At 39.7% G+C, this 17638-nt stretch carries 15 protein-coding genes; 8 read left to right on the top strand and 7 right to left on the bottom strand.

Going from position 1 to position 17638, the window contains the following annotated elements:
• Positions 1–663: 663 nt before the first annotated feature.
• The 3 genes from V7K45_RS15820 (at position 664) to V7K45_RS15810 (ending at position 2425) form a co-directional block, all read left to right on the top strand.
• The gene (locus V7K45_RS15820; RefSeq protein ID WP_335004959.1) at positions 664–900 is read left to right on the top strand and encodes a hypothetical protein; all 237 of its coding nucleotides are present in this window, start codon (positions 664–666) and stop codon (positions 898–900) included.
• A gap of 255 nt (positions 901–1155) precedes the next feature.
• Entirely contained in the window at positions 1156–2025 is an 870-nt protein-coding gene (locus tag V7K45_RS15815; RefSeq protein ID WP_335004957.1) for a hypothetical protein, read from the top strand.
• Positions 2026–2050: 25 nt separating this feature from the next.
• Entirely contained in the window at positions 2051–2425 is a 375-nt protein-coding gene (locus V7K45_RS15810) for a hypothetical protein (protein WP_335004955.1), read from the top strand.
• 200 nt (positions 2426–2625) lie between these two features.
• Here V7K45_RS15810 and V7K45_RS15805 read toward each other — a convergent pair whose 3' ends face one another.
• The gene (locus V7K45_RS15805; protein ID WP_335004953.1) at positions 2626–6621 is read right to left on the bottom strand and encodes a DUF2157 domain-containing protein; all 3996 of its coding nucleotides are present in this window, start codon (positions 6619–6621) and stop codon (positions 2626–2628) included.
• Between the two features lie 194 nt (positions 6622–6815).
• Positions 6816–8408: a glycosyltransferase family 39 protein gene (locus V7K45_RS15800; RefSeq protein WP_335004951.1), complete on the bottom strand. Its 1593-nt coding sequence runs from the start codon at positions 8406–8408 to the stop codon at positions 6816–6818.
• A gap of 736 nt (positions 8409–9144) precedes the next feature.
• Between V7K45_RS15800 and V7K45_RS15795 the strand changes: the two genes are divergently transcribed.
• Entirely contained in the window at positions 9145–10113 is a 969-nt protein-coding gene (locus tag V7K45_RS15795) for a TauD/TfdA dioxygenase family protein (protein WP_335004948.1), read from the top strand.
• A 305-nt stretch (positions 10114–10418) separates the two neighbouring features.
• A complete protein-coding gene (gene modA / locus V7K45_RS15790) occupies positions 10419–11228 on the top strand; it encodes a molybdate ABC transporter substrate-binding protein (RefSeq protein WP_335004946.1) in 810 nt (269 codons plus the stop codon).
• A 296-nt stretch (positions 11229–11524) separates the two neighbouring features.
• Here the strand turns inward: modA and V7K45_RS15785 are convergent, their stop codons facing one another.
• From V7K45_RS15785 to V7K45_RS15770, 4 genes are all read right to left on the bottom strand, one after another.
• A complete protein-coding gene (locus tag V7K45_RS15785; protein WP_335005054.1) occupies positions 11525–12082 on the bottom strand; it encodes a peroxiredoxin in 558 nt (185 codons plus the stop codon).
• 57 nt (positions 12083–12139) lie between these two features.
• Positions 12140–12382, bottom strand: coding sequence for a regulatory protein SipA (sipA, locus tag V7K45_RS15780; protein WP_335004944.1), 243 nt, complete (start codon positions 12380–12382; stop codon positions 12140–12142).
• A gap of 169 nt (positions 12383–12551) precedes the next feature.
• The gene (locus V7K45_RS15775) at positions 12552–13073 is read right to left on the bottom strand and encodes a Coq4 family protein (protein ID WP_335004942.1); all 522 of its coding nucleotides are present in this window, start codon (positions 13071–13073) and stop codon (positions 12552–12554) included.
• Positions 13074–13142: 69 nt separating this feature from the next.
• A complete protein-coding gene (locus tag V7K45_RS15770) occupies positions 13143–13661 on the bottom strand; it encodes a Spy/CpxP family protein refolding chaperone (protein WP_335005052.1) in 519 nt (172 codons plus the stop codon).
• Between the two features lie 346 nt (positions 13662–14007).
• Here V7K45_RS15770 and V7K45_RS15765 point away from each other — a divergent pair, with 346 nt between their 5' ends.
• Together V7K45_RS15765 and V7K45_RS15760 are read left to right on the top strand one after the other, a co-directional pair.
• The gene (locus V7K45_RS15765; RefSeq protein ID WP_335004940.1) at positions 14008–15273 is read left to right on the top strand and encodes a sensor histidine kinase; all 1266 of its coding nucleotides are present in this window, start codon (positions 14008–14010) and stop codon (positions 15271–15273) included.
• Positions 15273–15935 (top strand): response regulator transcription factor, encoded by a 663-nt coding sequence (locus V7K45_RS15760; protein WP_335004938.1) that lies wholly within the window; start codon positions 15273–15275, stop codon positions 15933–15935. The genes V7K45_RS15765 and V7K45_RS15760 overlap by 1 nt, the downstream gene beginning before the upstream one ends.
• Positions 15936–16054: 119 nt before the next feature.
• On the opposite strand, the gene V7K45_RS15755 is transcribed toward V7K45_RS15760, so the two are convergent.
• Positions 16055–16480 (bottom strand): nucleoside deaminase, encoded by a 426-nt coding sequence (locus tag V7K45_RS15755; RefSeq protein ID WP_335005050.1) that lies wholly within the window; start codon positions 16478–16480, stop codon positions 16055–16057.
• Between the two features lie 88 nt (positions 16481–16568).
• Between V7K45_RS15755 and V7K45_RS15750 the strand changes: the two genes are divergently transcribed.
• On the top strand, positions 16569–17360 hold the full coding sequence (locus V7K45_RS15750) for an ion transporter (RefSeq protein ID WP_335004936.1): 792 nt from the start codon (positions 16569–16571) through the stop codon (positions 17358–17360).
• Positions 17361–17638: the final 278 nt, after the last annotated feature.

Here is a 17638-nt window from a genome sequence, read left to right as displayed (position 1 = left end):
AGTAAAGTTAAGGCAGAAATTGCTACAGCAAAAGCGGAAGTTCTTACAGGGAAGACGGAAGTTGCTACAGACTGCGCAAAATACCGAAACGTCAAGGCGGAAGTTGCTACAGACTACGCGAAACACCGAAACGTCAAGACGGAAGTTCTTGCAGGGAAGGCGGAAGTTGCTACAGACTGCGCGAAACACCGAAATGTCAAGGCGGAAGTTCTTACAGGGAAGGCGGAAGCTGCTACAGACTGCGCGAAACACCGAAACGTCAACCCTGGAGCAATATTTTTTGATGTATTAGGGACTTGCAACAGATAAATTAATTATCCAATCTTGCAGGGATTGACCAAGATTTTGCACAAACCGATCGCTTTGTAAGTCTATCCATATCAGCAATAATAAAAATTTTTCTCAATAATTCTCGGAAACCTAAATATTTTCCCTTGAAAGGGAGGTAGAAAAAAGCGTGAAAGCATTCTCGTGTTTGAGATTGGTTTCATCAAAGATATTGAGTTTAGAAAAAACCTCTAGCGCGATCGCAAAATTCCGAAATTGACTAATTGGGGAGTGGAGTAAGGAAAGAACAGCGATTTTAGTAATATCGCAACGGTAAATAAAGATGTATTCGATAGTTGTGTCAATCAATCCTAATATTATCCTTCTGGAGGCTCTATGAATTTTCTAATTCCGAATGAAAATAGCAAACCCAATCCCAGTCCTAACAGTACTAACCCAATTGAAAGCCAAATTATGGCAATGACTAGTAAAGAAGATTTACAGCAAGAATTAGACTCAGTTCGTGCTAATTACCAAAAATGGCAAGGCGATCAAACTGCAATAATAACGCAAACTAGACTGGCGCAAATTATTCATCTCCGTGCTAATCAGATAGGAATTCAACTAACGTAATCGACTTTATATTGTGCGTAGGTCAAACAAATTTGCTTTTTACTATTTGCAATTTGCAGCGTTTTGCTCCCGGTAAGCCTACGGCATTAACACTAAAAGGATGTCTGAGAAGTATTAAATATTTTGCTTGATCTTCCCTAGCCTCCTAAAAAAGGGGGATTTAGGAGGATCTACAAGTCTTGAATACAACACCAAAAAGTTTTCAGACATCCTTTAACCCTCAAACTCAAGAAGAACACAAACAATCATTAGTTTATGAAGAAGACTTTTCGTAAAACCGTCGTTGTATTTGCAGTAATTGCAACGCTAACAACAGGGTGCCGCTCAACTGATGAATACAAAAAATTTGCCAAAGCAGGAAATGAATATGCCAATGCAGTTGACAAATTACTTGATGCCGCCACTGACATTCATATAGATAAAACTTCTGAGCAATTATTAAAAGATGACCAAATTACCAATCAAACACGTGAAGATTATGAAAAACTTACTGAAACTGATGAAGAACGTTTAGAGGTTATTGATAATTTACGCAAACATAACAATCTATTAAGAGATTATTTTCAACTGCTTAACGAACTTGCTTCTTCCGATGCACCTGTACGTGCAGAAGGAGAAATTAACGGAGTAGTAGATAATCTCAATAATATTGGGAAAGAACTACAAAAGAGCGATTTGATTAAAAATCCAGGTCTTTTTGAAGGCATTACTAATCTTGTAGTTTCATCACAAATTCGTGGAGCATTACGCAATGAACTAGAAAAACGTAATGGCACAATTATGCGCGAACTAACTATTCATACGGCGATGTTAAAATCTCTTGGAGATTCAATTGAACAAGATACCAAACTTATTCGTATAGCAGAAGAAGACCGTTTAGTTATTCGTCCACTAACGCAGGACGCAGAAATTCCTGACAAAGAAGCATGGATTGAAACTCGACGGGAAATATTAACAAGGAGACAAGGAAAAGAACTTAAAGATGCTAGCAATACATTAAGTGAGTTTCAAGGAATTTTTCAAGGTCTTATTGAAGGAAAATTAAATATTGCTAGACTCAATAGTTTTTTACAAGATGTTGATAATTTTCTACAACTTGTTGAAGCAGATAAAAATGCAAAGTAGATATTTACATTGTCGGAAAATTACCATGAATTTTAGCTCAAAAATTACACCCGAAGAAAACACAAGTATTGCTAGAGATTTTGAAGAAATTCTCAAGAGAATTAAGAATATAGAATTCAATCTCAATTTACCAGAAATACAACAAAAATTTGAAAATGAAAAGGACGAGTCACGAAAACGAGATTTTCTTGAACAACGTAAGAATATAGCGATTCTACGCAGTCAACTTGAAACTGCGGCTCTAGAAGAAATAGCTGCGAATCTAAAGAAGTTAGAACCAGACTTGCTTAAAGGAATAGAAGACTTAACTCAAGCAATTGATAAAGTGGACAATACCGTAAATATTCTCACTACACTCCAAAATGTAACAGGAATTATTCGACGTGTTCTCTCGTTGTAAAACGATTTAACAAGAACCTCCGTTCGGGTAAATGAAGTTGAGCTTGTGTTAATGGAATCTGTGTTATTATTTTGTGCTTCTATGCATTAGTCGTTTGCAGAGCGTCTAGAAAGCTTTGGCAAAGCCACCGCTCTTGCTTAATTTTAGAGGTATCTTCAATTTGGGCGATCGCCTGTCTAATTAGTTCAACATTTAGCTTACTATTCCCATGATTGAAATTCATCAATAGCGCTACGAATTAAGGAAGTTATTTGAGCGCGACGGGTTTCAAAGTTGGCGGCTATGTAAATCAATAAAATGCCAACTAGCAAGCCAACAACCCATTTTAAAAAGGAGTACTGCAAGCTGAAAATTACCGATTGATAGATTGTCGTAATTAAAAAAGTGGCTGTACCAATGTAGAGAAAAGCTCGTACTCGCAAAGCTAATCCAGCAAAAATAGCGATGAGGCTGAAAATACCCGGTATCCAAGCTGCGTTTTGATTAAATAAAATTGCCCACCCACAAATTAAACCACTACCTAGCACTCTCAGAAAATGACGAGATGTTTTGTACTCTGGTAGCTTCAGTTGGGTATCCACTTGAGCAATATAAAGCAGTGATAACCCAATTGGTGTTACATACCACAAAGTATCAGTCAGATGTAAGGAATCAAAGCCACGGTAAAGTGCCCAATCAATCAACGCCACACTAATATAGGTGAAACGAATGTTTTCACCTACTTTTGCTAAAAAGATGTAAAATCCAGCTGCGAGTATTAAGGTTATGGGGTAAGTTTGCAGTCTAGTCTCCCATAAAATTATCAGTGGTGTAATGTATGCAGCTTGTTGCCAAGGTCTTTTAGACCAACCCCAATTTTCCCAAGGTAGGATGTATAGAAAGTAGGCTACCACACAAGCGATCGCACCATTCCAAGGAACTAATGGCCCAGCCCAAAATCGCCCTACTGCTGTCTCCCGCCAATAAATCCTCATGCCGGCTACCTCTAATAAGCCAAGGTAAACCCACATTTCGGCGATTGTAATTTCTCCAAAGAAACTGGGGGAAGTACGCGAATTGCGTCCCTGAAAGACGGCATAGCGAATCAAAAATACTCCAGTTCCCAATCCCACCAAACGGTTAACTGCAATGGGTGTAATAATAGCAGCCATTAATAAACAGCTACTCCAAACCCAGTGAATATGGGCAATTCTTTTCAATTCTTGGGGAGTTAGGTGTAAGTAGCTGACTAGCCAAGGCGACAGAAAGCGGTAAGCATACATGATACTCGCGCCAAGGGTAGACATGGCAATTAATCCATCACCTAATGCTCCTCCTGAAGCTTGTGACATTTGATAGAACAAAAGTTCATAAGCAGAAATTGATACGCCAATAATTCCTAAATACAGCAAGGGTTTGAAGCTCTCGTGCCGTCGCCCTACGCCAATAATAATTAAAGCCACACCCAAGGAATACAAACCTGTCCACTCGGTGAAGGTGTTCAAACGCAGCAACACACTAAATGCACCATAAATTAATGGCAAAATGTGCAGGCTGCTAGGAAACCTTTCTAATTGATGTCGTCGCCGCCACCACTCGCCGACAAGTTGAGTAATTAAACCCAAGGCGATGTTTGCAATTGCAATTCTCACAATTGAGCGTTCCCCCAACCCTAGCACCTGAGCAATTAATAATTCCAAACACCAACCAATACTATAAAATGCCCAATTTGTCGGTTCGCGCCAACTGCGATAAACAATGGCTGCCAAGGTGATTACAGTGGCAATTAAGAACAAAAATCCTGAAGTCGTAAACCCTTGGTAAATCAGCACTGAATGCAGCGTCAAACTTAATAATTCAACACTACATAAGGCGATCGCCCATTTATCGCTAGCGGCTGCATAGATAACTGCTAATTCGTTACCGCATCGGTTCAAAATAGTCCGCGCTAACCATAGACTTAGAATTGCGATCGCTCCTACAACAAACCAACCTGCTACCGCTAGGCGAGGTAAACCAGGTACACCCGTCCACAGCAGCACTCCAATGAAACTTAAAACAAATCCTTCTGTAATTACCGCAGATATTTGGTTTCGCAAATAGCGCGTATTTACAAACATCAATCCAGCACCTATAGCCAAACCGATTAATCTGATTCCTGGTAGTTGTAAAGTCAGTAGCTGGGCAACTATTACAGCCAAGACACTCAAGTAACGGCTAGTAATCCGTCGCTCTATAATTGCGGCATTGGCAACACCTGTGAGAGCTAAAGGCGTAACTAGCCATAAAACTCCCCAATCAGATCGGCTATCAGCGATGCCATACCAAGATGATTCTGAATTTATCCACAAGAAGAAAAAACTCGCTGCGGCTAATCCTAAACCAATATCCCATGCGCTACGTTGCCATAGTCCTTCCTGCAAGCTGAATCGCCATTCTGCAACCATGAGAGCCAGTAAAATACCGGCCCAACCTTGTTGAGTCAGGCTGGGGAATAACCAATTAATGGTACAGCAAAACGTTAGCACCCCCATGATATGAGTTAGGTATACCAAAGGAAGGGATGAGGGGGAGCGGCGTTGAGTGACGAATGCGAGAGTGGCGGTAGAAAATAGCAGATTTAGCGATCGCAATGCGGGATTTACGATAGCGATCGTTGTTAAAAAAGCTCCAAATAACAGAGCGAGGAGTTCGCCAAATTTCGCTAATTCTCGCTTTTGGCGGCGATACAAACCATCTGTAAGCGCCACCATCAAAATTATGTAGGGAAATAAAGCGATACCCAGTAGCGCCCAAGGTTCATTTTGAGAATTGGTGAGTTGGGTAGTAGTTGCGATCGCTAATTTTTGTAAGTTATCGGGTACTAATCGCCAACTTAGCCAAATTGTCTCTAAGCCGATGACGAAAGCCCCTGCAAAGTCTCGCTTTAAACTGTAGCGCCACAAGCGACTCCCCACAAACCACAAACCCAAACCACTGACAGCTATTGCTTGCCAAGGATAATTTACTACCGATACCACCCAACCCAAAAAGAGTAAAACGCCCCCAAGTCTTTCCCAGAGTAAGAGAGATGAGGGAGACAAGGGAGACGAGGAGTATATTAATGTTACCTCCCCTGCCCCCTCGCTTCCCTGCTCCCCTGCTCCCCTGCTCCCCTGCTCCCCTGCTCCCCTGCCCCCCTGCCCCCTGCCCCTCTGCTCCCCTGCCCTCCTCTGCTCTTCTAACCAAGTCATCAACCAGCCGCAAATGCCAATAGCTAACCCCAACAGTGTGACATCTACTTTGGTAACAAAAATCGCCCGCACCAACAATACTATTAAAGAATAAATAATTACAGCAGCAGGTAAACTAATACTTAGCCTACGGCGATCGTCGCTGACAGTGTGAGGCTGTTGGAAAAGATTGTGATAAACAGTAATGATAGTTGTGGCGATCGTTGCCAGATAAACAGCAACTAAAGGAAATCCTGGAAACTGCCAACCCCAATGCAGATAACTCAGCCCTAGAATATTTATCAGAGGTAATTTGCCAGTATGTAAATTGGTAAAAATAGTCCGATTTTTGGAAAGTAAAACAGCTATAGCAGTCAGGGTAGGACAGGCGATCGCAACTACAATCCAATCCACAGGATTTTGCCACAATTTAAAGCTATCCATTGCCCAAAAATTCACTGGCACTAACAAAAGAGTGGCAATCAGCAATGTCTGAGCTGTCAATCTGAGATTATTTTGCCTAGTCGCCCAAAAGCTTAATCCCCAAAAACTCAAAGTATAAGCAAATAAAACCCCGTACTGTCCAGCAGCGGGAAACCTCGCCCATTGGCTAGCAGCAAGTACTCCAGAGGATACGACTACTAGGAAAACCCCTAGAAAAAGTAGCCAACGCACACTCAGTTCTGCCCCCAAGGACTGCAACATTGTGCCGATGAAGTTGGGTTTAGCTGGTTTTTGTTGTGGTTGTTTACCGCTACTAGATTGTAAAGCTGCTACGGGCAACTGCTGCACGGTGTCGGAAGTTGCAAATACTACCTTTGTTTGAGCTTCAACCTGGGGTTGCAACAGCACCGCACACACCAGAAACTCTCGACACAACTGCCTGACTTGGGCATCAGATATCAAACCTAAACGCAGCCATATATCCAGTCCTTCCAATAATTGAGGATGCGAAGATGGCAGTCTGATTTCAATTTTTAGCGGGCGCTCAAGGGGCGATGACATAAGCGGCAGCAGTACCAGTATATACTTAAATTATTTGTTTAATTAAAGTATATTTTTGCTCTAACTGTGACACTTATCAGGCTAATTGATATTAATTTTTAACCCAATACAGTTTAGATAAGCCCAAAACCCTGATGTAGAGACGCGATTTATCCCATCTTTGCGATACCCCTAAATATGCTCGTATACCTAGTTTAATTAGATTTTATTATTTTCCAGAGATATTGGTTTACCTGCTGTAACTTTGAGTTATAAACTTTTTCAATTCCAGCTCTTAAAAAGTCAGATGGCTCGAACAAGAACAAAAATATGTCACTAAAGCCATTAGTAATCTCTGGTAACTGATTTTTTCCGACAATTTGAAATTGCACCTTTGGGTCGATTAATTCACTAAGTACTTGTAGTGGCGGAATAATATTATCCTCATCACTAATTAAAAGTGGTTTCTTTCCTTGATTAATAATATGAGCAATTTGAGGATATTCTTGATATTTTTCAGGGAATTGATTCCACCAAATCTGCGCTTGAGAGTGAACCACACAAGATACAACTTCACCCATAATTACCATAAGTGCTACAAGCGACCAAAACTTTTTTTGCCAAGCTTTAGCAGAAACAGACACGATCTTAGTGGTAAATAGGTAGGCTACAGCTAACTGTATACCTAAAACTGAAGGAAGTGTATATCGACTAGTCGCGAATCGCTTTTGAAATACGAAATCTGTTATCAATAAAGGAAGCCCTAAAGATCCAATCAAGGTTAAGACAAATAACCAAACTTTTTTAGAGGTTCTTCGACACACAACATAAATTGAGTAGCTGATTAAAGCTAAAATAATTAAAATAAAAGGAATTAAGATAAACTTCAGTTTTCCAGGTTCATTAGGACTAATACCTAAATCAAGAAAAGCGCGACTAAAGATACCAGCCCACCTTACAAATGACATAAATAATGTTTGTTTAGTATTTGCCCAAGTGACTGCTTCTGGTTGAGGATTGGTAATAATAATCCAAATCCAAGGTACAAAACTTATAAACCCCGCAAGCAATGATAGCACGTAGTAAATTGATGTTTTACTCAATCGAAAGCGTTCGATTATAACTACATAAACTCCCTGTGCAAAAGCAACCAAGGTAAAAAATAGATGAGTATAAAACCCTATTGATAATGTTGCTACATAAATGCACCAACTAACTTTTGTTTGAAGGCGCATCGCTCGTAGCAGTGCTACGCTCGACATTAAGATGGCTACTATGCCTAAACTATACGATCGCGCTTCTTGTGCATACACAATATGAATAGGTGAAATGGCTACTAACCCGATGGCTATCCATCCAACTATCGAAGACTTAAATAATTCTTGACATAGCCAATAAAGACAAGGAAAGGTAAGCAGACTAATAAATGCTGAAAAACTTCTACTCGCTGCGATAGAATTGCCAAAGCACTCTACCCAAAACCGGGTCATCAAGATATATAGTGGCAAAATCTGCGAGTCTTCTAAAATAAGCCCTTTAATTGTATCAATTACATTTTTTTCAGGATTAGGATGCTGGTATTTATGTAAATCTTCTATGCCAATCAAACGACCATCACTTAATTGTGTTCTCATTTCTGACTGCGTATAGCCAGATACGCGTAATGATGACAAAACTTCATCACCCCAATAAATTTTTTTGTCAAGATTGACGAAACGAAAAAATATACCTATTCCTAATAGAATGATGATTAAAAAACGTAACCAGTATTTAGAAATATTCCATTTTTGTGATATTTGCTTTTTCATCTACTTTTCAATCTCTTCAAAGCCTTAATCAACCTTGGTAAAAAGTCAACTCATAATTTATTATTAGCAACAGGCTACTAATAAAACTCAATTAGTATCTTGGAATAAGAGAGTGGACTAAAATTAGTATTTATTATTTATAAAGTTTCAAATTAAAAAATAAATATAAGGTATTTTTTTAAAAAAAGTATTAATTTATTTTGCAGCCTTGGGCAGAATAAATTAATACTTATAGTGATACTAAATATAATTGTTTATTTGTCATCCTCCAGTATAAATTAATCAATAAAATACTGGAGTTATAAATAAAAAGATTTTATAAAGTTTAGATAAAAATATTATTATAAATACGTTCGTGAGTAGCAAAGAATACAGAGACGCTATTGTGGAATCTTGGTAAGTCCCAAAAATACCCTTTTTGACAGAAGCGTAAGAGTTGTACCACCTACTCTCACCTACCAATATGGTTGGTTGCCTGACAGTATCCGGTATCTGTAGCTTGTTTGTCACCTCATCTGTGTTGAGAATTTTAATTTGCCCTTGCCTGGACTAAATCGACTATTGTTCCAGCAGTCTAAAATATGGCTAGCAAATACTACGGTAAGTAGATAGATTTATAGTATTATGTTTTAAATTGCGATCGCTTGGTTATGTAGCCATTAAGCGCAAGCAACATATCTCAAGTAAACGGACGAGTGCGAACATCGCCCGATCGATCAAACTATGGAGAATTGAGATGAGCAACAAATACATTGAAGTCAAACAGGTAGCAGGTTTCATCGGTGCCGAAATCAGCGGCGTAGACTTGTCGCGTCCTTTGCACGATGATGCAGTCAAAGAAATTCGTCAAGCACTATTGAAGTGGAAAGTCGTGTTCTTTCGCGGTCAAAACATCGATCATGCGGCACAGATTGCATTCACGGCTCGTTTTGGCGAAGTGACTTACGCACATCCCCACGAAGATGAGCCGATTGAAGGCTTCTCAGAAATCCTGCCCATTGACCGCAGCCGTTACGAGCGGCGCAATGGTTTGCGTCGTTCCAGCTATGAAAGCCGTTGGCACACCGATGTCACAGCAGTTGTCAACCCACCTGCTGCATCAATTTTGCGTGCGGTTAATGTCCCTAGCTTCGGTGGTGATACACAATGGACAAATTTAGTTGCAGCCTATGAGGGTCTGTCAGCACCCCTACGGGCATTAGCAGACACATTAAAGGCCGAACATCGCTTCAATGCGCGTTTGAATTTGCCCAGCAACAGCAAGATTGCCCAGCGTATTGCAGCCAATCCCCTGGTTTCAATTCATCCAGTAGTAAGGGTTCATCCTGAAACTGGTGAACGCGCATTGTACGTTAACCCTGGCTTCACCTCGCACATTCTTGACGTATCACGACAAGAGAGCGACCTGCTGCTTGAGTTGTTCTTTAACCAGATCACCAAGCCCGCCTATACCACCCGCTTCCGCTGGAATAACGGTGACATTGCGTTCTGGGACAACCGCGCCACCTCCCATTTGGCCCCTCAAGACTTGGATCATCTGGAAGTCGAGCGCGTTCTCTATCGCACTACCATCACAGGCGATGTTCCAGTTGGGCCTGATGGTTTCCGATCGCAAGTAGTTGAAGGTGAGGCGTTCAACAGCGAACTACCAACCGTATTGAAGAACAAAGCTGAGAAGCTAGAAGCAGTATCAGCACTTTCATAAACTACACAGTGGTAAACAAGCAATACGGTTCGGTTAAAGGGGAAAGGGTAAAGGGTAAAGGGTAAAGGAGAATAAAAAACCTTTAACCCTTACCCTTTACCCTTTTCCCCAAACCCTATTCTGAGTTCAAAATGCTTATCCGAACAGTATTGGGTAAACAAGGGCTGCGCTGTTCGTAGCCCAGTTTACCTGCTGAAGTTTTTTTAGACAAATTTTTACCGATATAGTTGGTTATATATTGGTATCTTTGGTACTATTTTACCTAACGTCAATTTTATGGAAGAAACCCTTCAAACGCCTTTTCTATGAAAAGAAGACAAATTTTTGGCTTCCTGGGTATAGCGATCGCCAGCTTGCTGCTAGCAATTGGTTTACCGTTGGTTCCTCCTTCTCCTGTAATAGCACAGTCCAACACCACCATACTTGTGTCCGCAGCTGCCAGCTTAAAAGAGGCGCTGGAAGAAATTAAGCCTTTATACCAACAAAGTAAATCAAATATCAATATTAATTATAACTTTGGGGCTTCTGGTGCCTTGCAGCAACAGATTGAGCAAGGTGCGCCAGCAGATATCTTTATTTCTGCTGGCAAAAAGCAAGTGGATGCCTTGGAACAAAAAGGACTATTGCTACCAGGTAGCCGTACTAATTTAGCAAATAACCGTTTAGTCTTGATTGTGGCTCAGGATGTTGTTGACATCAATAGCTTCTACAATTTAACAGATAGTAAGATTAAAAAAATTGCGATCGGTGAACCCAGAAGCGTACCCGCCGGTCAATATGGCGAACAAGTTTTGAAGAAATTGAAACTTTACGATCGCCTCAAGTCGAAATTGGTCTTTGCTAACAATGTGCGTCAAGTTTTAGCAGCAGTAGAAAGTGGTAACGCCGAAGCAGGTTTAGTTTATGCTACTGATGCCAAAATTTCCAACAAGGTAAAAGTCGTAGTTACTGCTGATGATAAATTTCATTCCTCAATTATTTATCCGGTAGCAATAATTAAAAGCAGTAAAAATCCTTCTGCTGCCAAAGAATTTGTCCAGTTTCTATCTGGCAGTGAAGCCAAAACTGTGCTTAGAAAATATGGGTTTATTGTGCCCGAAGGAAATAAAAAATAATAACTCTATTTCTTTAGCGATCGCTCTTACAAATTTTAAGAAAGATCCAAGTAATGAATAGCCTTTAAGGGGGAGAATTTAGATGTATGCAAGTTCTTCCAGTAGCTAATTTTGAATTAACCGCTTGATTATTGTTAGCCTAAGCCAAGGAGAAAAATCCCTAACTTAGGCTAATCATTAAACCTCTTGCAAAAAGCACTTTTGCAAGAGGGGGAAAAGGGTAAAGGTTAAAGGGGAAGGGGACAATACAGAACTTTTTCCCCTTCCCCTTTTCCCGACTTATGCAAGAAGTCTATTTAAGAAGCTGTGGACTGTAATTTTTCTAGTCGTGCCAGCACTTCTGAACTGTGGATAGTTGGGTTGACTTTGACAAAAGTCTCGCGCAAGACGCCTTGAGGATCGATGATAAAACTGTGGCGCATAGATAAAAAGCCAAGCCACGAACCGTAAGCTTTGCTCACTGAACCATCAGTGTCAGCCAACAGAGGAAATTTTAGTCCCTCTGAATCGCAAAATTTGGCGTGGGAATCAATGTCATCAGCACTAACGCCAATAATCTGGGTATTTTTTTCGAGATATTGGGGTAAGTCTTGCTGAAAACGACGAGCCTCTATAGTACAACCAGAGGTAAAGTCTTTAGGATAAAAGTACAAGACTAGCCATTTACCGCGCAAGTCAGAGAGGGAAATTTTGCCATCACCTGTATTGGTTGGCAAAGTAAACTCAGGTGCGGGTTGATTAATTGCCGGAAGTTTACCACCCATAGCATCAGCAGTAGGGGTAAAATTCAGCCAGCTGATGATAGAAATACAGCTGGCAAATAATATGCTTAAAAAAGTGCGGCGGGAAATCATGGTGTAAACCAGAATCATAACTTTACACAAGTTTACAATTCTTGGTTGCGAGAAATCTTATTCTAAGTGAGATTCGGATGGGGTATCTGTGCTTTCGATATATTGACTATCTAGGAGAAAGACCCCCCTAGCAAAGCGAATACCCCAATATCCACCGGGTCTGCGGTCAATGACTATACCTTCTTCACCAATGTGAATGACATTGGGAGGGCGCAGCATGGGCATAGGTTCAGCAGTTTTGACGTAGGCTGGTAGCGCCACAACACGGACTTTACTACCAATTGCGAATTCTTTGGACATCTTAATCAAGCTAGGAGTTTTGAATTAACTCATAACTCAAAACGATCTTGAAAGTCTACTAAATTGAACTCAGCACTCAAAACTCAGCACTCAAAACTCAGCACTCAAAATAGGGAAAGGGAAAGGGGATAAAGTTTTTCCCCTTTCCGCATCTTCTGCAAGAAGTCTGTTAATTTTTAACTATGGAAAACAATGCCTGGACATCAGTCAAGGGTAAGTGCCAAAGTAATTCTGGTTGCCAAGTATCTGGGTCAAAGTGAGAGTGACAACCGCGTTGGTATGCTTGCCAAAGTCTGTCCCAAGTAAATTGTTGTCGATAATTTAAGTTTTTATGGATGACTCGCAACAGTCCTAGTCCCAGCATCAAGTTAGTTATGCTAAATTTTGTTCCTAATAAAAATGCCTGTACTTCTGCTTCACCGATGAAGTCTGTGCCATAGCCTGTGATAACGTGAACCCCGTCATGGAGTTGTTTACGGCGGCTACCTGTAGTAAAGGGTTTTAAATTGTGTTCATTGAGGAAGTCTGCCCAAGTTCTACCAAAAGTGCCAGTAGGGAAGAAACGCAATTTCTCTATTTCCACAATTTGGGGAACATCTCGCCCCTGCGCTTGTGCGATGCGATCGAGTACATCTAAAACCTGTTGCACACGAGGAGCGGGATTTGGGGAAGCCGCAAAGGGTTGCATCATAATCTATCTATTTTGGGATTGAGATGGGCGGCACTGCCCACCTCAGAATTATTCTTTTTTGAAAGATGATTATTGAGGATTGCCTTGTTGACGGCGTGATGGAGCATTTTGACGGAATTGCTCTAATTTTTGACGCTGTTCCGGGGTTAAGACTGCTTGAATCTGTTGTTTTTCAGATTCGCGGATTTGTCGCATTTGGGTTTTTTGTGCTTCAGTTAGATTTAAGTCACCAAAACCACCCTTTCCTCGACGTTGACCGGGTTGCCGTTGACCTTGACCTGTTTGCCCCTGAGCCTTACGCGCTTGCCACTCAGCCCGACGTGCTTGTTTCGCTGCCTCTAATTTTGCTTTTTGTTCTGGGGTCAAAACTGCTTCAAATTTGGCGCGGCTATCGCGGCGAATCGTCTGAATTTGGGCTTTTTGGGCATCTGTTAGACCTAACTCTTTCCAAGGGCCTCTTTCTTTTTTTGGAGTTTGTGCAAGTAACAGGGGTGAAGGAGAAGCTGTTTGAGCGTGAACAGCAAAGGAGGTTGCAGTTAAAGTGAGAGCGATCGCGGAAGCAACTAGCGATAATGCTTTGAGTTTCATTACTTGTCTGGTGGGTTTTTCCTGGTTGGATGCCACCATCATAAGAACTTATCTTCAGCAGTTACATGAGGAGAAAGTCATGGTTCTACCCATGACTAAAGTCATGATTGACAATAGATAGTTAAGAGTTAGAAGTTATAAGTTAGGAGTTATAAATTAGGAAAATTTTGATTATGATGATTTTATAAGTCATTAGTTAGCAGATTAACTAACTGTTTTGTTCTTTGAATTTACTTTTGATTTTTTAATCAGTGAAAATTGTAAGCGGTGAAATATCGGCTCGATTTTTCGGAATTATTAACTTCTAATTCAAAACTTATAACTTATAACTGGAGTAATGCGACTAATGAGTCGTCCAATTGAAATTAAGAAACATCCTTTTCCGTCTCTGCTTTATCTGGAGTGGACATTACTGGCAATCACCGCATTGACAGCTGTTATACCACCTCCGTTACGGCGTTTTCGTCCCAAGCCTCCAGAACTATCAATTTGTGGTGCATTTCCAGACTTGTCAGTTTGCAGTATATTGCCAGAGCTATCAATTTATAGTCTGATTATTTTTGCGTTAATGGGCTTAAAATTACCCAGAAAAAATCAGACAACTAAGATAATATATACAGCTATTGAATTTTTATTAATTTTAATAGTTGGACTTTTTGGGGAAAGATTTGCTCGGCTTTTTCCTTTTTTATATATAATTTTAGTAACTCGTAGTTGTCTGATTTTTCAGTTAAATGGGCGCTTATTCGTTACATCTCTGTCATTTGCCTTATTTTTAGTTACTACACAACTAAAATATCAGTTATTCAATTTTCAAGCATCGCCGCAGGCACAAGAGCGATATCGATTTTTGATTTTGAATTCGTCGCTAGTATTTGGCTTAAGTTTGGTTTTTGTGTTGTTGATGATGAATGCAGTTTTGTCTGAACGGCAAAGTCGAGAAAAGCTAGCTCTTGCTAACGACAAACTCCGTCAATATGCCATGCAAATTGAAAATCAAGCTACCTTAGAAGAACGTAACCGCATTGCTCGTGAAATTCATGATTCATTAGGACACTCTCTGACTGCTTTAAATCTGCAATTAGAAACTGCTTTAAAACTATGGCAATCTAATCCAGGTAAGGCTGAAACATTTCTCGCAACTGCAAAGGAATTAGGTTCAAAAGCGCTAAAAGATGTTCGTCAATCTGTTTCTACTATGCGTTCTAATCCCTTACAAGAACAATCTTTAGAAGATGCGATCGCTAGTCTTTCAGAAAATTTTCATCGCTTTAATGGGATATTACCAATTTATCAAATCAATCTGGAATATTCTCTGCCACCTGAAATAAATACTGCTATTTACCGGATTACTCAAGAATCTTTAACTAATATATCTAAATATGCCTATGCCACAGAGGTTAAATTGGAACTCACTACGACTAAAGGCAATTTACGATTGATAATTCAGGATAATGGTAAAGGTTTTGATGTGGGGCAAAATACTACTGGTTTTGGACTTCATAGTATGCGCGATCGCACTTTAGCACTTGGGGGTCAGTTTAATATTAATAGCGCTCTTGGCTCTGGTTGCAAAATTACAGTTAATATTCCATTAACATGGTTAACATAATGATTAAAGTATTGCTGGTAGATGACCAAAGTTTAATTCGTCAAGGATTAAGAGCATTATTGGAATTAGAACCAGATTTAGAAATAGTTGGAGAAGCAGAAAACGGCGAACAAGCGATTAATTTTGTTGCAGAATTTCAGCCAGATGTAATATTGCTAGATATCAGAATGCCGATTATGGATGGAGTTGCAGCCACAAAGGAGATTCAAAAACGTTTTGCCAAAACTAAGATTTTAGTACTAACGACTTTTGATGATGATGAATATGTGTCAGCAGCTTTAAAGAATGGGGCTATGGGTTATTTATTGAAAGATACACCATCAGAAGAATTAGCTGTTGCTATTCGCGCCGTTCATAAAGGATATACGCAATTAGGCCCAGGTATAGTTAAAAAGCTGTTGACGCAATTTTCTCCTGTCGCACCAACTCATTTACCGCCTGTACCATCTAGTTTAGCTGAACTTACTCCTAGAGAAAAAGAGGTTTTGCGATTAATTGCTACAGGTGCTAGTAACCGAGAAATTGCTCAGGAACTCTACATTTCTGAGGGAACAGTAAAAAATCATGTTACGAATATTTTAAACAGATTAAATTTGCGCGATCGCACTCAAGCGGCAATTTGGGCAAATACATATTTATCTTATTTGAATGAACCAAGTTAAATAATTGGTAATTCGTAATTTTAAGCTTTATATAGCAATCCTATTTGATTTGTGAAAATGCGCGTTGTCCAGATCCCCGACTTCTTCAAGAAGTCGGGGATCTAATGTTTTTTGATACCTTATTTAAATAATTCCAAACATTCATTTTTTAAAACGTCTTTTGTGACTTTTATTTTCCGAAATGACTTATCGATTATCTCTTCGCAAGATATACTAATTTGTGATTGATTTGCTGAAATTAAATCTTGAATTGAAGCACCATATACAATTTCTGATAAACCACTCCAAACACAAGCAGTTGCACACATCGGACAAGGTTCGCCAGTTGTATATATGCTATAACCTTCTAAAGAGGGGTTTTTCAGTTTAGCTGTTAAACTACGAATAGCATTAATTTCTGCATGGGCTGATGGATCGTTGTCTCTCCTCACAGTATTATGAGCTACAGCAACGACTTCGTTATCTTTAACAATCACTGCACCGTAGGGTGCATCACCTTCTTTCGCTTCTGCCAATGCTAAACGCATAAAAGATTCTGGGTTCATATAAGCTGAGGTTAACATAAGGATAATGGTTAATAATATCGTATTTCTAATGTTATAACTGGGAATTAAGATGTATTAATAGTGGAATATGTTATTGAGCAGACAAGAAACAGAATTTTACTTAGAAGACCTAGAAACACCAATAGGTAAAGCGATTAATTTAACCCTTGCCTCTTTGGTGCTAATATCATCAGGAATTTTTGTGGCAGAAACATATAATATTCCTGATTATATGCGGTTTCAGTTCAATGTAGCTGATACTGCGATCGTCATCATCTTCGCTGTGGAATATTTACTCCGCCTGTGGAGTGCGGAAAACAAAATTAAGTATATTTTTAGTTTTTATTCGATTATTGACTTAATGGCGATTCTGCCATTTTTTCTCGGTATGGTGGATATTAGCTTTATCCGCTTATTACGATGGTTTCGGATTTTACGATTAATTAGATTTATAGATAGAAAGTTTTTATTCGCTAGTATCAGCAGTGAAGATGGGATGATTTTTGCGCGAATATTATTTACATTATTCGCAATTGTTTTTATTTATTCTGGCTTAATTTATCAAGTCGAGCATCCGGTTAATCCTGAAAATTACGGTACATTTTTGGATGCATTCTACTTCTCTGTTGTCACAATGACAACTGTAGGATTTGGTGATGTTATTCCAATTTCGGAATTAGGACGCTTGTTAACAGTATTGATGATTTTTACCGGAATCGCACTGATTCCTTGGCAAGTCGGGGATTTAATTAAGCGAGTGGTGAAAACTGCTAATCAGGTAGAAATAGTTTGTTCAGGTTGTGGTTTAGCTTTCCATGATGTAAATGCTGGGTTTTGTCAGAGGTGCGGGACTAAGTTACCTAGTCGCAGGATTGATTAGACTTCTTGCATAAGTCGGGAAAAGGGGAAAGGGGAAGGGGAAAAGGTTCTGCAAAAGTCCCTTTCCCCTTTAACCTTTACCCTTTTCCCCCTCTTGCAAAAAGCACTTTTGCAAGAGGTCTATTAGACAATAAACTCTTTGAGGTTCTTTTATTATGGCAATTCAACAGACACAATCCAATCCTAAGAGGTGATTCGTAAAGAAAATCTAAAGAGCTTTTAAGTGAGCTGGACTAGATTTTAATCTAGATCAGGTTGAATAGTTGTAGAAAATATGAG

This window comes from Nostoc sp., assembly GCF_036917375.1.
GTDB lineage: Bacteria > Cyanobacteriota > Cyanobacteriia > Cyanobacteriales > Nostocaceae > Nostoc.
Note: the sequence above shows the minus strand (reverse complement) of the source record. Positions and strands in the feature narration are given on the sequence as shown.

Excerpts from the sequence above, each read along its gene's own strand:
- V7K45_RS15820 (WP_335004959.1), top strand. The coding sequence starts at position 664 with ATGAATTTTCTAATTCCGAATGAAAATAGCAAACCCAATCCCAGTCCT.
- V7K45_RS15755 (WP_335005050.1), bottom strand. The coding sequence starts at position 16,480 with ATGAACCCAGAATCTTTTATGCGTTTAGCATTGGCAGAAGCGAAAGAA.
- V7K45_RS15775 (WP_335004942.1), bottom strand. The coding sequence starts at position 13,073 with ATGATGCAACCCTTTGCGGCTTCCCCAAATCCCGCTCCTCGTGTGCAA.
- V7K45_RS15760 (WP_335004938.1), top strand. The coding sequence starts at position 15,273 with ATGATTAAAGTATTGCTGGTAGATGACCAAAGTTTAATTCGTCAAGGA.
- V7K45_RS15795 (WP_335004948.1), top strand. The coding sequence starts at position 9,145 with ATGAGCAACAAATACATTGAAGTCAAACAGGTAGCAGGTTTCATCGGT.
- V7K45_RS15815 (WP_335004957.1), top strand. The coding sequence starts at position 1,156 with ATGAAGAAGACTTTTCGTAAAACCGTCGTTGTATTTGCAGTAATTGCA.
- V7K45_RS15770 (WP_335005052.1), bottom strand. The coding sequence starts at position 13,661 with ATGAAACTCAAAGCATTATCGCTAGTTGCTTCCGCGATCGCTCTCACT.
- V7K45_RS15810 (WP_335004955.1), top strand. The coding sequence starts at position 2,051 with ATGAATTTTAGCTCAAAAATTACACCCGAAGAAAACACAAGTATTGCT.
- V7K45_RS15805 (WP_335004953.1), bottom strand. The coding sequence starts at position 6,621 with ATGTCATCGCCCCTTGAGCGCCCGCTAAAAATTGAAATCAGACTGCCA.
- V7K45_RS15800 (WP_335004951.1), bottom strand. The coding sequence starts at position 8,408 with ATGAAAAAGCAAATATCACAAAAATGGAATATTTCTAAATACTGGTTA.
- modA (WP_335004946.1), top strand. The coding sequence starts at position 10,419 with ATGAAAAGAAGACAAATTTTTGGCTTCCTGGGTATAGCGATCGCCAGC.
- V7K45_RS15785 (WP_335005054.1), bottom strand. The coding sequence starts at position 12,082 with ATGATTTCCCGCCGCACTTTTTTAAGCATATTATTTGCCAGCTGTATT.
- V7K45_RS15765 (WP_335004940.1), top strand. The coding sequence starts at position 14,008 with ATGAGTCGTCCAATTGAAATTAAGAAACATCCTTTTCCGTCTCTGCTT.
- sipA (WP_335004944.1), bottom strand. The coding sequence starts at position 12,382 with ATGTCCAAAGAATTCGCAATTGGTAGTAAAGTCCGTGTTGTGGCGCTA.
- V7K45_RS15750 (WP_335004936.1), top strand. The coding sequence starts at position 16,569 with ATGTTATTGAGCAGACAAGAAACAGAATTTTACTTAGAAGACCTAGAA.